The sequence below is a fragment of the Pseudomonas helmanticensis genome, from assembly GCF_900182985.1.
GTDB classification, from domain to species: domain Bacteria; phylum Pseudomonadota; class Gammaproteobacteria; order Pseudomonadales; family Pseudomonadaceae; genus Aquipseudomonas; species Aquipseudomonas helmanticensis.
The window spans coordinates 301,738-315,350 of sequence record NZ_FXUY01000002.1 but is presented as its reverse complement, the minus strand read 5'-3'; the positions used below and the strand labels follow the sequence as shown (position 1 = coordinate 315,350).

At 54.2% G+C, this 13,613-nt stretch carries 27 protein-coding genes; all 27 read left to right on the top strand.

All coding sequences use genetic code 11. The features are described from left to right. The first annotated feature begins 13 nt into the window (after window positions 1-13). The 27 genes from tuf (at window position 14) to rpsD (ending at window position 13,613) form a co-directional block, all read left to right on the top strand. Window positions 14-1,207: an elongation factor Tu gene (gene tuf / locus QOL84_RS24155; protein ID WP_007918472.1), complete on the top strand. Its 1,194-nt coding sequence runs from the start codon at window positions 14-16 to the stop codon at window positions 1,205-1,207. Between the two features lie 158 nt (window positions 1,208-1,365). Beyond that, window positions 1,366-1,677, top strand: a complete 312-nt coding sequence (rpsJ, locus tag QOL84_RS24150; RefSeq protein WP_003186070.1) for a 30S ribosomal protein S10 — start codon at window positions 1,366-1,368, stop codon at window positions 1,675-1,677. 80 nt (window positions 1,678-1,757) lie between these two features. After that, window positions 1,758-2,393 carry a 50S ribosomal protein L3 gene (gene rplC, locus QOL84_RS24145; protein WP_003228738.1) on the top strand — a complete coding sequence of 212 codons (636 nt, stop codon included), beginning with the start codon at window positions 1,758-1,760 and terminating at the stop codon, window positions 2,391-2,393. Window positions 2,394-2,405: 12 nt separating this feature from the next. Continuing rightward, window positions 2,406-3,008, top strand: a complete 603-nt coding sequence (rplD, locus tag QOL84_RS24140; RefSeq protein ID WP_007918468.1) for a 50S ribosomal protein L4 — start codon at window positions 2,406-2,408, stop codon at window positions 3,006-3,008. After that, window positions 3,005-3,304: a 50S ribosomal protein L23 gene (rplW, locus tag QOL84_RS24135; RefSeq protein ID WP_002555488.1), complete on the top strand. Its 300-nt coding sequence runs from the start codon at window positions 3,005-3,007 to the stop codon at window positions 3,302-3,304. Before rplD ends, rplW begins: the two co-directional genes overlap by 4 nt. Before the next feature lie 14 nt (window positions 3,305-3,318). After that, a complete protein-coding gene (rplB, locus tag QOL84_RS24130) occupies window positions 3,319-4,143 on the top strand; it encodes a 50S ribosomal protein L2 (RefSeq protein WP_003228734.1) in 825 nt (274 codons plus the stop codon). Window positions 4,144-4,159: 16 nt separating this feature from the next. Further along, a complete protein-coding gene (gene rpsS / locus QOL84_RS24125) occupies window positions 4,160-4,435 on the top strand; it encodes a 30S ribosomal protein S19 (protein ID WP_003228731.1) in 276 nt (91 codons plus the stop codon). 11 nt (window positions 4,436-4,446) lie between these two features. Continuing rightward, window positions 4,447-4,779 (top strand): 50S ribosomal protein L22, encoded by a 333-nt coding sequence (gene rplV / locus QOL84_RS24120; RefSeq protein ID WP_003103908.1) that lies wholly within the window; start codon window positions 4,447-4,449, stop codon window positions 4,777-4,779. A 13-nt stretch (window positions 4,780-4,792) separates the two neighbouring features. Next, the gene (gene rpsC / locus QOL84_RS24115) at window positions 4,793-5,479 is read left to right on the top strand and encodes a 30S ribosomal protein S3 (protein WP_003176422.1); all 687 of its coding nucleotides are present in this window, start codon (window positions 4,793-4,795) and stop codon (window positions 5,477-5,479) included. Between the two features lie 12 nt (window positions 5,480-5,491). Then, on the top strand, window positions 5,492-5,905 hold the full coding sequence (gene rplP / locus QOL84_RS24110; protein WP_007896757.1) for a 50S ribosomal protein L16: 414 nt from the start codon (window positions 5,492-5,494) through the stop codon (window positions 5,903-5,905). Then, window positions 5,905-6,096: a 50S ribosomal protein L29 gene (rpmC, locus tag QOL84_RS24105; protein ID WP_002555481.1), complete on the top strand. Its 192-nt coding sequence runs from the start codon at window positions 5,905-5,907 to the stop codon at window positions 6,094-6,096. Before rplP ends, rpmC begins: the two co-directional genes overlap by 1 nt. Window positions 6,097-6,098: 2 nt before the next feature. Beyond that, entirely contained in the window at window positions 6,099-6,365 is a 267-nt protein-coding gene (gene rpsQ / locus QOL84_RS24100) for a 30S ribosomal protein S17 (protein ID WP_003176419.1), read from the top strand. A 23-nt stretch (window positions 6,366-6,388) separates the two neighbouring features. Further along, window positions 6,389-6,757, top strand: coding sequence for a 50S ribosomal protein L14 (gene rplN / locus QOL84_RS24095; protein WP_002555479.1), 369 nt, complete (start codon window positions 6,389-6,391; stop codon window positions 6,755-6,757). Window positions 6,758-6,768: 11 nt separating this feature from the next. After that, window positions 6,769-7,083: a 50S ribosomal protein L24 gene (gene rplX / locus QOL84_RS24090; RefSeq protein ID WP_003176416.1), complete on the top strand. Its 315-nt coding sequence runs from the start codon at window positions 6,769-6,771 to the stop codon at window positions 7,081-7,083. A 20-nt stretch (window positions 7,084-7,103) separates the two neighbouring features. Further along, window positions 7,104-7,643 carry a 50S ribosomal protein L5 gene (rplE, locus tag QOL84_RS24085; protein WP_003176415.1) on the top strand — a complete coding sequence of 180 codons (540 nt, stop codon included), beginning with the start codon at window positions 7,104-7,106 and terminating at the stop codon, window positions 7,641-7,643. A gap of 13 nt (window positions 7,644-7,656) precedes the next feature. Beyond that, complete coding sequence (rpsN, locus tag QOL84_RS24080) at window positions 7,657-7,962, top strand: 30S ribosomal protein S14 (protein ID WP_007918460.1); 306 nt, start codon at window positions 7,657-7,659, stop codon at window positions 7,960-7,962. A 209-nt stretch (window positions 7,963-8,171) separates the two neighbouring features. Then, a complete protein-coding gene (rpsH, locus tag QOL84_RS24075) occupies window positions 8,172-8,564 on the top strand; it encodes a 30S ribosomal protein S8 (protein WP_007918458.1) in 393 nt (130 codons plus the stop codon). Between the two features lie 12 nt (window positions 8,565-8,576). Next, window positions 8,577-9,110 carry a 50S ribosomal protein L6 gene (rplF, locus tag QOL84_RS24070; protein ID WP_003176412.1) on the top strand — a complete coding sequence of 178 codons (534 nt, stop codon included), beginning with the start codon at window positions 8,577-8,579 and terminating at the stop codon, window positions 9,108-9,110. 10 nt (window positions 9,111-9,120) lie between these two features. Next, window positions 9,121-9,471, top strand: coding sequence for a 50S ribosomal protein L18 (gene rplR / locus QOL84_RS24065; RefSeq protein WP_003186037.1), 351 nt, complete (start codon window positions 9,121-9,123; stop codon window positions 9,469-9,471). A 3-nt stretch (window positions 9,472-9,474) separates the two neighbouring features. Further along, window positions 9,475-9,975, top strand: a complete 501-nt coding sequence (gene rpsE / locus QOL84_RS24060) for a 30S ribosomal protein S5 (protein ID WP_064392263.1) — start codon at window positions 9,475-9,477, stop codon at window positions 9,973-9,975. Between the two features lie 2 nt (window positions 9,976-9,977). After that, window positions 9,978-10,154: a 50S ribosomal protein L30 gene (gene rpmD, locus QOL84_RS24055; RefSeq protein WP_003176408.1), complete on the top strand. Its 177-nt coding sequence runs from the start codon at window positions 9,978-9,980 to the stop codon at window positions 10,152-10,154. A 3-nt stretch (window positions 10,155-10,157) separates the two neighbouring features. Beyond that, entirely contained in the window at window positions 10,158-10,595 is a 438-nt protein-coding gene (gene rplO, locus QOL84_RS24050) for a 50S ribosomal protein L15 (RefSeq protein WP_003228720.1), read from the top strand. Continuing rightward, entirely contained in the window at window positions 10,596-11,924 is a 1,329-nt protein-coding gene (gene secY / locus QOL84_RS24045) for a preprotein translocase subunit SecY (protein ID WP_003228718.1), read from the top strand. Window positions 11,925-11,951: 27 nt separating this feature from the next. Next, a complete protein-coding gene (gene rpmJ / locus QOL84_RS24040; protein ID WP_002555468.1) occupies window positions 11,952-12,068 on the top strand; it encodes a 50S ribosomal protein L36 in 117 nt (38 codons plus the stop codon). Between the two features lie 129 nt (window positions 12,069-12,197). Continuing rightward, entirely contained in the window at window positions 12,198-12,554 is a 357-nt protein-coding gene (gene rpsM / locus QOL84_RS24035; protein ID WP_009045849.1) for a 30S ribosomal protein S13, read from the top strand. Between the two features lie 30 nt (window positions 12,555-12,584). Further along, a complete protein-coding gene (gene rpsK, locus QOL84_RS24030) occupies window positions 12,585-12,974 on the top strand; it encodes a 30S ribosomal protein S11 (protein ID WP_002555466.1) in 390 nt (129 codons plus the stop codon). Between the two features lie 18 nt (window positions 12,975-12,992). Beyond that, window positions 12,993-13,613, top strand: a complete 621-nt coding sequence (gene rpsD, locus QOL84_RS24025; protein ID WP_003176404.1) for a 30S ribosomal protein S4 — start codon at window positions 12,993-12,995, stop codon at window positions 13,611-13,613.

Below are 13,613 nucleotides of genomic sequence, written 5' to 3'. Positions count from 1 at the left end.
GGAGTTAATTGTCGTGGCTAAAGAAAAATTTGATCGTTCCCTACCGCACGTCAACGTTGGCACCATCGGTCACGTTGACCACGGTAAAACCACTCTGACTGCTGCTCTGACTCGCGTTTGCTCCGAAGTTTTCGGTTCCGCAATCGTTGACTTCGACAAGATCGACAGCGCACCGGAAGAGAAAGCTCGCGGTATCACCATCAACACCGCACACGTTGAGTACAACTCGAAGATCCGTCACTACGCTCACGTTGACTGCCCAGGTCACGCTGACTATGTGAAGAACATGATCACCGGTGCTGCTCAAATGGACGGCGCTATTCTGGTTTGCTCGGCCGCTGATGGTCCGATGCCGCAAACCCGTGAGCACATCCTGCTGTCCCGTCAGGTTGGCGTTCCGTACATCGTGGTTTTCCTGAACAAGGCTGACCTGGTAGATGACGCTGAACTGCTGGAACTGGTTGAGATGGAAGTTCGCGACCTGCTGTCCACCTACGACTTCCCGGGCGATGACACTCCAATCATCATCGGTTCGGCTCGTATGGCTCTGGAAGGCAAAGACGACAACGAGATGGGCACCACTGCCGTCAAGAAGCTGGTTGAGACTCTGGACAGCTACATCCCAGAACCAGTTCGTGTCACCGACAAGCCGTTCCTGATGCCAATCGAAGACGTATTCTCGATCTCGGGTCGCGGTACTGTTGTGACCGGTCGTATCGAGCGCGGTATCGTTCGCGTTCAAGATCCGCTGGAAATCGTTGGTCTGCGTGACACCACCGTTACTACTTGCACCGGTGTTGAAATGTTCCGCAAGCTGCTCGACGAAGGTCGTGCTGGCGAGAACTGCGGCGTTCTGCTGCGTGGTACCAAGCGTGACGACGTTGAGCGTGGTCAGGTTCTGGTTAAGCCGGGTTCGGTTAAGCCGCACACCACTTTCACTGCAGAAGTTTACGTTCTGAGCAAGGAAGAAGGCGGTCGTCACACTCCGTTCTTCAAAGGCTACCGTCCACAGTTCTACTTCCGTACTACTGACGTGACTGGTAACTGCGAGCTGCCAGAAGGCGTTGAAATGGTAATGCCAGGTGACAACATTCAGATGACTGTTACCCTGATCAAAACCATCGCAATGGAAGACGGTCTGCGTTTCGCTATCCGTGAAGGCGGTCGTACCGTCGGCGCTGGCGTCGTAGCCAAAATCATCGCTTAATTCTCTTTTATAGAGATTGCTTGATGATTTGAAAAAGCCCCCGCTCAGCGGGGGCTTTTTTATTGAGTTGACACCTATCTGGGGCGTCTATAGAATTGCGCCTCCTTTTAACGGGCGTATTGCGCTCGGTGGGAATAGCAGCCGGAGTCTGAAATCCAATGCAAAATCAGCAAATCCGTATCAGGTTGAAGGCTTTTGACCATCGCCTGATCGACCAATCAACCCAGGAAATCGTGGAAACCGCGAAACGTACTGGTGCTCAAGTGCGTGGTCCAATTCCACTGCCTACCCGTAAAGAGCGGTTCACCGTTCTGGTTTCTCCGCACGTCAACAAAGACGCGCGCGACCAGTACGAAATCCGCACTCATAAGCGTGTTCTGGACATCGTCCAGCCAACGGATAAAACCGTTGATGCACTTATGAAGCTTGATCTTGCGGCCGGTGTGGAAGTGCAGATCAGCCTCGGCTAAGACTCGGTCTTAGTCGTGTAACGCTCTGAAATGGGCGGCCATAGCGGGTGAAAGCCCCGTACACTCATGAGGTTTACAACATGACTATTGGTGTAGTCGGTCGTAAATGCGGTATGACCCGTATTTTCACCGAAGAAGGTGTCTCCATTCCGGTCACGGTCATTGAGATCGAACCGAATCGCGTCACCCAGTTCAAAACTGAAGAGACCGATGGCTATCGTGCAGTGCAAGTCACTGTCGGCGAGCGTCGTGCTTCGCGTGTAACAGCAGCTCAGGCTGGCCACTTCGCCAAGGCGAACGTTGCCGCTGGTCGCACCACCATGGAATTCCGTCTTGAAGAAGGCGAGTACCAGGCTGGCGATCTGATCAACGCTGAAATCTTCGCCGCTGGTCAACTGGTTGATGTAACCGGTCAGTCCAAGGGTAAAGGCTTCCAGGGTACGATCAAGCGTTGGAATTTCCGCGGGCAAGATAACACCCACGGTAACTCCGTATCCCACCGCGTCCCAGGCTCTATCGGCCAGTGCCAGACTCCTGGTCGTGTATTCAAGGGCAAAAAAATGTCCGGTCATATGGGCGCTGAGCGCGTGACCGTGCAGTCCCTGGAAGTAGTGCGCGTGGACGCTGAACGCAATCTGTTGTTGGTCAAGGGTGCTGTTCCTGGCGCTACTGGCGGCAACCTGGTTGTACGTCCAGCAGCCAAGGCTCGCGGTTAAGGGGAAGCTGACATGCAATTAAATGTAAATGACGCTCAAGCGATCGAAGTTTCCGAACTGACGTTTGGCGGCGAGTTCAATGAGACGCTGGTTCACCAAGCAGTCGTGGCCTACATGGCCGGCGGCCGTCAAGGTACCAAGCAGCAAAAGACCCGTTCCGACGTTCGTGGTGGCGGCAAGCGCCCATGGCGTCAGAAAGGTACTGGCCGTGCTCGTGCCGGTACTATCCGTAGCCCAATCTGGCGTGGCGGCGGTACCACTTTCGCAGCTCGTCCACAAGATCACTCCCAGAAGCTGAACAAGAAGATGTATCGCGCAGCAATGCGTTCCATCCTTGCTGAGCTGGTGCGTACTGATCGTCTGGTCGTGGTTCAGGATTTCGCTGTTGAAACTCCGAAAACCAAAGACCTGCTGGGCAAACTGAACAACATGAGCCTGACCGACGTTTTGATCGTGTCGGACGCTGTTGATCAGAACCTGTACCTGGCTGCTCGCAACCTGCCGCACGTAGATGTACGTGACGTTCAAGGTTCCGATCCAGTTAGTCTGATCGCATACGACAAGGTGTTGATCACCGTGTCGGCCGTGAAGAAATTCGAGGAGCTGCTGGGATGAACCAGGAACGCGTATTTAAAGTTCTGCTTGGCCCGCACGTTTCCGAGAAGGCTACGGTTCTGGCAGACAAGAAAGGCCAGTTCGTTTTCAAGGTTGCTACTGACGCAACCAAGCTGGAAATCAAGAAGGCCGTCGAAAGCCTGTTCAGCGTGAAAGTTGAGCGTGTTACTACCCTGAACGTTCTGGGTAAGAGCAAGCGCACAGCTCGCGGTCTGGGCAAGCGTAATGACTGGAAGAAGGCAGTTATCTCCCTTCAGCCAGGCCAAGATCTCGATTTCAGCAGCAGTGCTGAGTAAGGAAGGGGTGCATCATGGCAATCGTTAAATGCAAACCGACTTCCCCTGGCCGCCGTTTTGTGGTCAAGGTGGTCAACCAGGAGCTGCATAAAGGCGCTCCTCACGCACCGCTGCTCGAGAAAAAATCGAAGACTGGTGGTCGTAACAACAATGGCCGTATTACCACGCGTCACATCGGTGGTGGTCATAAGCAGCATTATCGTATGGTTGATTTCCGTCGCAACGACAAAGATGGCATCGTCGCCACTGTCGAGCGTATCGAATACGATCCAAACCGTACTGCTCACATCGCACTGCTCTGCTACGCAGACGGCGAGCGCCGCTACATCATCGCCCCTAAAGGCGTGAGTGCTGGCGACCAGCTGATCGCAGGCGCTCTGGCTCCAATCAAGCCAGGCAACGCTCTGCAACTGCGCAACATTCCAGTCGGTTCTACCGTACACGGCATCGAACTGAAGCCAGGTAAAGGCGCACAGATCGCTCGTTCCGCTGGTGCTTCGGCTCAGCTGATCGCTCGTGAAGGCGTGTACGTTACCCTGCGTCTGCGTTCCGGTGAAATGCGTAAAGTCCTGGCTGAATGCCGTGCGACCCTGGGCGAAGTCTCGAACTCCGAGCACAGCCTGCGTTCGCTGGGTAAAGCTGGTGCCAAACGCTGGCGTGGCGTTCGCCCAACCGTTCGTGGTGTTGCCATGAACCCGGTTGACCACCCGCATGGTGGTGGTGAAGGTCGTACCTCTGGTGGTCGTCATCCGGTATCGCCATGGGGCTTCCCGACTAAGGGCGCGAAGACTCGTGGTAATAAGCGTACCGACAAAATGATCGTCCGTCGTCGCAAGTAAATAGAGGGATACGACAGTGCCACGTTCTCTGAAAAAAGGTCCTTTTATTGATCTTCACCTACTGAAGAAGATCGAAGTGGCGGCGGAAAAGAACGATCGCAAACCAATTAAGACTTGGTCGCGTCGTTCGATGATCCTGCCACAGATGGTCGGTCTGACCATCGCCGTACATAACGGTCGTCAGCACGTCCCAGTTCTCGTGAACGAAGACATGGTCGGCCATAAACTGGGCGAGTTCGCCGGTACCCGCACATATCGTGGGCACGTGGCTGACAAGAAAGCCAAGCGTTAAGGGGTTAGGAAATGGAAGTAGCCGCTAAGTTGTCGGGCGCTCGAATCTCCGCCCAGAAAGCCCGCTTGGTCGCCGACCAGATCCGCGGGAAGAAGGTGGGCGAAGCGCTCAACTTGTTGGCTTTCAGCAGTAAGAAAGCCGCCGAGATCATGAAGAAAGTGCTGGAGTCGGCCGTAGCCAACGCCGAGCATAACGAAGGCGCAGACGTTGATGACCTTAAGGTCAGCACCGTTTTCGTCAACGAAGGGCGTTCGCTGAAGCGCATCATGCCACGTGCCAAAGGCCGTGCTGATCGCATCGTCAAGCGGTCTTGCCATATCACTGTCAAGGTTGCTGACAAGTAACGGAGTCGAAGAGATGGGTCAGAAAGTACATCCCATTGGCATTCGCCTGGGAATCGTCAAGGAGCACACCTCCGTCTGGTACGCAGACGGTCGGACTTATGCGGACTACTTGTTCGCAGATCTGAAAGTGCGTGAGTATCTCCAAGACAAACTAAAAAGCGCGTCCGTAAGCCGTATCGATATCCATCGTCCGGCCCAAACTGCACGTATCACCATCCACACCGCTCGTCCAGGTATCGTTATCGGGAAGAAAGGTGAAGATGTTGAGAAACTGCGTCAGGACCTGACCAAGCAAATGGGTGTGCCTGTGCACATCAATATCGAAGAGATCCGCAAGCCGGAACTCGACGGTATGCTGGTTGCGCAGAGCGTAGCTCAGCAGCTGGAGCGTCGTGTAATGTTCCGTCGCGCTATGAAGCGCGCCGTTCAGAACGCCATGCGCATTGGTGCCAAAGGCATCAAAATCCAAGTGAGCGGTCGTCTCGGCGGTGCTGAAATCGCACGTACTGAATGGTATCGCGAAGGTCGTGTGCCATTGCACACCCTGCGTGCCGACATCGACTATGCCAACTACGAAGCTCACACCACTTACGGTGTGATCGGTGTAAAGGTTTGGATCTTCAAAGGCGAAGTAATTGGTGGTCGCCAAGAAGAGCTGAAACCACAAGCACCAGCGCCTCGTAAAAAAGCTGCTAAGTAAGGGGTACGCCAAATGTTGCAACCTAAGCGTACGAAGTTCCGCAAGCAGATGACAGGCCACAACCGTGGTCTGGCTCAGCGCGGTAGCAAAGTCAGCTTCGGCGAGTTCGCGCTGAAGTCTGTAGCTCGTGGTCGTCTCACCGCTCGTCAGATCGAGTCAGCGCGTCGTGCACTGACCCGTCACGTTAAACGTGGCGGCAAGATCTGGATCCGTGTATTCCCGGACAAGCCTATTTCCAAAAAGCCCCTCGAAGTTCGTATGGGTAAAGGTAAGGGTAGTGTGGAGTACTGGGTTGCCCAGATTCAGCCAGGCAAAGTCCTGTATGAAATCGAGGGTGTTTCTGAAGAGCTGGCGCGTGAGGCTTTTGCCCTGGCTGCTGCAAAGCTGCCGCTCGCCACCGCCTTTGTTAAACGGACGGTGATGTGATGAAAGCGAATGAACTTCGTGAAAAATCCGCACAGCAGCTGAACGAGCAACTGCTCGGCTTGCTGCGCGACCAGTTCAATCTGCGTATGCAGAAAGCAACTGGCCAGTTGGGGCAGTCTCATCTGCTCTCGCAAGTTAAGCGTGACATCGCTCGCGTGAAGACTGTGCTCAACCAGCAGGCAGGTAAGTAATCATGGCTGAAGCCGAAAAAACTGTCCGTACGCTGACTGGCCGTGTTGTCAGCGACAAGATGGACAAAACCATCACCGTACTGATCGAGCGTCGCGTTAAGCACCCGATCTACGGTAAATACGTTAAGCGTTCGACTAAGCTGCACGCGCACGACGAAACCAATCAGTGCCACATCGGCGACAAAGTCACTATTCGTGAAACTCGTCCTTTGGCCAAGACCAAGTCTTGGGCGCTGGTTGATGTTCTCGAACGCGCTGTGGAAGTCTAAGGACTAGGGGTCGGAGAAATTATATGATTCAGACTCAATCCATGCTCGATGTGGCCGATAACAGCGGCGCTCGCCGCGTTATGTGCATCAAGGTGCTGGGTGGCTCCCATCGTCGTTACGCTGGTATCGGTGACATCATCAAAGTTACCGTGAAGGAAGCAATTCCTCGCGGTAAAGTGAAAAAAGGCCAAGTGATGACTGCTGTTGTAGTCCGCACTCGTCACGGCGTACGTCGTGCTGATGGCTCCATTATCCGCTTTGATGGCAACGCTGCTGTTCTTCTGAACAACAAGCAAGAGCCGATCGGCACCCGTATCTTTGGGCCAGTGACCCGTGAACTTCGTACTGAGAAGTTCATGAAGATCGTCTCGCTCGCCCCAGAAGTGCTGTAAGGAGATCCGACATGCAAAAGATTCGTCGTGACGACGAGATCATCGTGATCGCCGGCAAAGACAAAGGTAAGCGCGGTAAGGTGCTTAAGGTTCTTGCTAATAACCGTTTGGTTATTGGCGGTCTGAACCTGGTCAAGCGTCATACCAAGCCTAACCCGATGTCGGGCGTACAAGGCGGTATCGTCGAAAAAGAAGCTCCACTGGACGCTTCTAACGTCGCCATTTTCAACGGCGAAACCAACAAGGCTGACCGCGTTGGTTTCAAAGTAGAAGACGGCAAGAAAATTCGTGTCTTCAAGTCGACCCAAAAAGCGGTTGATGCTTGAACACTGCTAGGTAGAAGACCATGGCACGACTAAAAGAGATTTACTGGAAGGAAATCGCACCGAAGCTTAAGGAAGAACTTAAGCTTTCGAACGTGATGGAAGTTCCACGCGTTACAAAGATCACCCTGAACATGGGTCTGGGCGAAGCTGTTGGTGACAAGAAAGTCATCGAGCATGCTGTTGCTGACCTGGAAAAGATCACCGGCCAAAAAGTCGTCGTGACCTACGCTCGTAAATCCATCGCTGGCTTTAAAGTCCGTGAAGGATGGCCGATCGGCGTCAAAGTGACTCTGCGCCGTGAGCGTATGTATGAGTTCCTGGATCGTCTGCTGTCGATCTCCCTGCCTCGGGTTCGCGACTTCCGCGGCCTGAATGCCAAGTCCTTCGATGGTCGTGGTAACTACAGCATGGGCGTGAAAGAGCAGATCATTTTCCCGGAAATCGACTACGACAAGATCGATGCTCTCCGCGGTCTGGACATTACCCTGACCACCACTGCCAAGAACGATGATGAAGGCCGCGCTCTGCTGCGTGCTTTCAAATTCCCGTTCCGCAACTGATTGGAGTAGGAAAATGGCCAAGAAGAGCATGAAAAACCGTGAGCTGAAGCGTCAGCTCACTGTTGCCAAGTACGCCACCAAGCGTGCAGCGCTGAAAGCTATCATCGTTGATCTGAACGCAAGTCCAGAAGCACGTTGGGAAGCTACCGTAGCTCTGCAGAAGCAACCACGTGACGCAAGCGCTGCGCGCATGCGTAACCGTTGCCGCCTGACTGGTCGTCCGCACGGCGTTTACCGCAAGTTCGGCCTTGGCCGTAACAAGCTGCGTGAAGCTGCAATGCGTGGTGACGTGCCAGGTCTGGTTAAAGCCAGCTGGTAATTGCTGTCAAAGTCTCGATGTTCGGGTTCGCAAGAACCTGACCATCGGTGGCCTTGAATCTGAATCAAGCCCCTTTTGGGGCTTGATTCATTTCTGGGGTGTGTCTAGAATGACCGGCTCGCCTGAGCCCGTGTTTTTCATGCCCGGAAGTTCTCGGCGACAAGTAGTAGCCGCAAGGCTAATTTTTCTGTATTAGGAGCGTCTAGCCCATGAGTATGCAGGACCCGTTAGCGGACATGCTAACTCGAATCCGTAATGCCCAGATGGCTGAAAAGTCTGTCGTAAGCATGCCGTCTTCCACGTTGAAGGTGGCTGTAGCAAAAGTCCTGAAGGACGAAGGTTACATCGCGGATTTTCAGATCACCACCGACGCTAAGCCGTCGTTGTCCATCGAGCTGAAGTACTTCGAAGGCCGTCCGGTTATCGAAGAAGTGAAGCGCGTTAGTCGTCCAGGCCTGCGTCAGTACAAGTCCGTTGAAGATCTGCCGAAAGTTCGTGGCGGTCTTGGCGTGTCTATCGTCTCCACCAACAAAGGTGTGATGACGGATCGTGCTGCGCGCGCTGCCGGTGTCGGCGGCGAAGTTCTTTGCACTGTGTTCTAAGGGGGGATAAGCATGTCTCGCGTCGCTAAGAACCCCGTTAAGCTGCCAGCCGGTGTCGAAGTAAAATTCGCAGGCCAACAGCTTTCGGTGAAGGGTGCCAAGGGCACTCTCGAACTGAACATCCATTCGTCCGTTGAGATCGTTGAAGAAGCTGGTGAGCTGCGTTTCGCTGCTCGCAATGGCGATCAACAAACTCGCGCAATGGCCGGTACCACGCGTGCGTTGGTAAACAACATGGTCCAAGGCGTAAGCCAAGGCTTCGAGCGTAAGCTCCAGCTGGTCGGTGTTGGTTACAAGGCGCAAGCAAAAGGCACGGTTCTGAACCTTGCCCTTGGCTTCTCGCACCCAGTGGATTACGAACTGCCGGAAGGCATCACCGCTGAGACTCCTAGCCAGACCGATATCCTGATCAAGGGCATCGATAAGCAGCTGGTAGGTCAAGTGGCCGCTGAGATCCGCGACTTCCGTCCACCAGAGCCGTACAAAGGCAAAGGTGTGCGCTACGCGGACGAAGTCGTCCGTCGTAAAGAAGCCAAGAAGAAGTAGGGCATAGCAAATGACCGACAAAAAAGTTACTCGACTGCGTCGCGCTCGCAAAGCACGCCTGAAAATGCACGAACTAGAAGTCGTGCGTCTCTGCGTGTTCCGCTCGTCGCAGCACATCTACGCCCAGGTCATCTCGGCCGACGGCAACAAAGTCCTGGCAAGTGCCTCGACTTTGGATAAAGAACTGCGTGATGGCGCCACTGGCAACATCGACGCGGCCACAAAGGTTGGCCAGCTGGTCGCTACGCGTGCTAAGGCCGCTGGCGTCTCGCAAGTGGCTTTCGACCGCTCTGGCTTCAAGTACCACGGCCGCGTTAAAGCGCTGGCTGATGCTGCTCGTGAAGCTGGGCTGGAGTTCTAAGTTATGTCAAATAACGACCAAAAGCGCGACGAAGGCTACATTGAGAAGCTGGTTCAAGTTAACCGCGTAGCCAAAACCGTTAAAGGCGGCCGTATCTTCACTTTCACCGCGTTGACCGTGGTTGGTGATGGTAAAGGGCGTGTTGGCTTCGGCCGTGGCAAGTCACGTGAAGTGCCTGCTGCGATCCAGAAGGCAATGGAAGCTGCTCGCCGCAACATGATTCAAGTTGACCTGAACGGCACAACTCTGCAGTACGCAATGAAGTCCGGTCACGGCGCTTCGAAGGTGTACATGCAGCCTGCTTCTGAAGGTACCGGTATCATCGCTGGCGGCGCTATGCGTGCTGTCCTCGAAGTTGCTGGCGTTCAGAACGTTCTGGCCAAGTGCTACGGCTCGACTAACCCGGTAAACGTGGTTCACGCCACTTTCAAGGGTCTGAAAGCCATGCAATCTCCTGAGTCCATCGCTGCGAAGCGTGGTCTGACTGTCAAGGAGATCTTCTGATCATGGCTACCGTTAAAGTAACGCTGATCAAAAGCATGACCGGCCGCATCCCTAACCACAAATTGTGCGTTAAGGGTCTGGGTCTGCGTCGCATCGGTCACACTGTAGAAGTCCAGGATACTCCCGAGAATCGCGGGATGATCAACAAGGCTTACTACATGCTGCGTGTCGAGGGTTAATCGATGAAACTCAATGATCTGAGTCCAGCGCCGGGTTCCCGTCGCGAAAAGCATCGTCCGGGCCGTGGTATCGGTAGCGGTTTGGGTAAGACTGGTGGCCGTGGCCACAAAGGTCAAACCTCCCGCTCCGGTGGCACCATTGCTCCAGGCTTTGAAGGCGGTCAACAGCCGCTGCATCGTCGCCTGCCGAAGTTCGGTTTCGTTTCCCTGAAGGCCATGGATCGCGCAGAAGTGCGTTTGTCCGAACTGGCTAAAGTGGAAGGCGACATCGTCACCGTGCAGTCCCTGAAAGATGCCAACGTGATCAACGTCAACGTACAGCGTGTGAAAATCATGCTGTCCGGTGAAGTGACTCGCGCTGTCACTATCGGCAAGGGAATCGGCGCCACCAAAGGTGCGCGTGCGGCTATCGAAGCAGCTGGCGGCAAGTTCGAGGAATAAATGGCTAAGCAAGGTGCTCTCTCTGCGCTCGGCAAAGGCGGTATGTCTGAACTCTGGGCTCGTCTGCGTTTTCTGTTCCTGGCGATTATCGTCTACCGAATAGGCGCACACATCCCGGTTCCAGGTATCAACCCGGACCGACTCGCAGACCTGTTTCGACAGAATGAGGGGACCATTCTTAGCTTGTTCAACATGTTCTCCGGCGGCGCGCTGGAACGGATGAGCATCTTTGCACTGGGGATCATGCCGTACATTTCGGCATCGATCATCATGCAACTGATGACCGCCGTCAGCCCGCAGTTGGAGCAGTTGAAGAAGGAAGGTGAAGCTGGCCGTCGCAAGATCAGCCAGTACACCCGCTACGGCACCGTCGTCCTCGCTCTCGTTCAGGCTATTGGCATGTCCATTGGTCTGGCGGGGCAGGGCGTTGCGTTCACTGGTGACTTTGGCTTCCATTTCGTCGCAGTATCCACTTTTGTGGCTGGTGCGATGTTCATGATGTGGCTGGGTGAGCAGATTACTGAGCGTGGTGTAGGTAACGGTATCTCGATGTTGATTTTTTCGGGTATCGTCGCCGGTCTTCCGAGAGCAATCGGGCAGTCTTTCGAGTCTGCACGTCAGGGTGATATCAACATCTTCGCCCTGGTTGCCATCGGTTTGCTGGCAGTAGCGATTATCGGTTTTGTGGTGTTCATTGAGCGTGGTCAGCGTCGTATCGCTGTTCACTACGCCAAGCGTCAGCAGGGCCGTAAGGTTTTTGCTGCGCAGACAAGCCACTTGCCGCTGAAAGTGAACATGGCTGGTGTTATTCCAGCTATTTTCGCGAGCAGCATTTTGCTGTTCCCGGCTTCGCTGGGTGCCTGGTTTGGTCAGTCTGAAGGTATGGGCTGGTTGCAGGACATCTCGCAGTCGATCGCTCCTGGTCAGCCGTTGAATATTCTGCTGTTTAGTGCAGGGATTATTTTCTTCTGCTTCTTCTATACGGCGTTGATGTTCAATCCGAAAGACGTAGCGGAAAACCTGAAGAAGTCCGGTGCCTTTATTCCGGGCATCCGTCCAGGTGAGCAGTCTGCGCGCTACATTGATGGCGTTCTGACTCGCTTGACCATGTTCGGTGCTCTTTACATGACGGCCGTGTGCCTGTTGCCCCAGTTCCTGGTGGTTGCAGCAAACGTTCCGTTCTACCTTGGCGGGACCTCGTTGCTGATCGTGGTCGTGGTTGTGATGGACTTCATGTCCCAAGTACAATCGCACCTCGTTTCGCACCAGTACGAATCCCTGATGAAGAAAGCCAACCTGAAGGGTTACGGCAGCGGCATGTTGCGCTGAGTACCCATAAGGTTCGAGGAGTTGGTGATGAAAGTTCGTGCATCGGTGAAAAAGCTGTGCCGTAACTGCAAGATTATTCGCCGCGAAGGTGTTGTTCGAGTAATTTGCAGCGCGGAACCGCGTCACAAACAGCGCCAAGGCTGAGTGTGATCCGCTTGAAGCCCGGCAGCTAGTGCGCTGCCGGGTTGATTATTTGTTATTACAGCGATATTATCTCGCGCCCTATTTCTTGGCTTCCGGGGCGTAGGTAGCTGTCAATTGGAGTCCCACTGAATGGCCCGTATTGCAGGCGTTAACATTCCAGATAACAAGCACACTGTTATCTCGCTGACCTACATCTATGGTGTTGGTCGCACTACTGCGCAGAAAATTTGCGCAGAGACTGGGGTAAACCCAGCCGCAAAGATCAAAGATCTGAGCGACGAGCAGATTGAGCAATTGCGTGGCGAAGTGGCGAAGTTCACCACTGAAGGTGACCTGCGTCGCGAAATCAACATGAAAATCAAGCGTTTGATGGACCTCGGTTGCTACCGTGGTCTGCGTCATCGTCGTGGTCTTCCAGTACGCGGTCAGCGTACCAAGACTAACGCGCGTACCCGTAAAGGTCCGCGTAAGCCGATCCGCAAGTAATCGCCCACGCGAATCGACAGGAAATTAATCATGGCAAAACCTGCTGCTCGTCCTCGTAAAAAAGTTAAAAAGACAGTGGTTGATGGCATCGCCCACATCCATGCTTCTTTTAACAACACAATCGTGACCATCACCGACCGTCAAGGTAACGCGCTTTCTTGGGCTACCTCTGGTGGTTCGGGTTTCCGCGGTTCCCGCAAGTCCACCCCGTTTGCTGCTCAAGTAGCTGCTGAACGTGCTGGTCAAGCTGCGCTGGAATATGGCCTGAAAAACCTCGACGTCAACGTCAAAGGTCCAGGTCCAGGTCGTGAATCCGCAGTCCGCGCTTTGAACGGCTGTGGCTACAAGATCGCCAGCATCACCGACGTGACGCCAATCCCGCACAACGGGTGCCGTCCGCCGAAGAAGCGCCGCGTGTAATCCAGGAGATTGTAAAGAATGGCTCGTTACATTGGTCCAAAATGCAAACTCGCTCGTCGCGAAGGCACCGATCTCTTCCTGAAGAGCGGCGTGCGCGCGATCGAATCGAAGTGCAACATTGAAGCAGCACCTGGTATCCACGGCCAACGCCGCGGTCGCCAGTCCGACTACGGCACCCAACTGCGTGAAAAGCAGAAGGTCCGTCGTATCTACGGCGTTCTCGAGCGTCAGTTCAGCGGCTACTACAAAGAAGCTGCTGGCAAGAAAGGTGCAACCGGTGAAAACCTGCTGCAACTGCTCGAATGCCGTCTGGACAACGTTGTATATCGTATGGGCTTTGGTTCGACTCGTGCCGAATCCCGTCAACTGGTATCGCACAAGTCGATCAGCGTTAACGGCCAGACCGTAAACGTTCCGTCGTATCAGGTTCGTGCTGGTGACGTGGTTGCAGTTCGCGAGAAAGCAAAAAACCAACTTCGCATTGTCCAAGCTCTCGATCTGTGTGCCCAACGTGGCCGCGTAGAATGGGTAGAAGTAGACACTGAGAAGAAGTCGGGCGTTTTCAAGAACGTTCCTGCTCGCAGTGATCTGTCCGCCGACATCAACGAAAGCCTGATTGTCGAGCTCTACTCCAAGTAA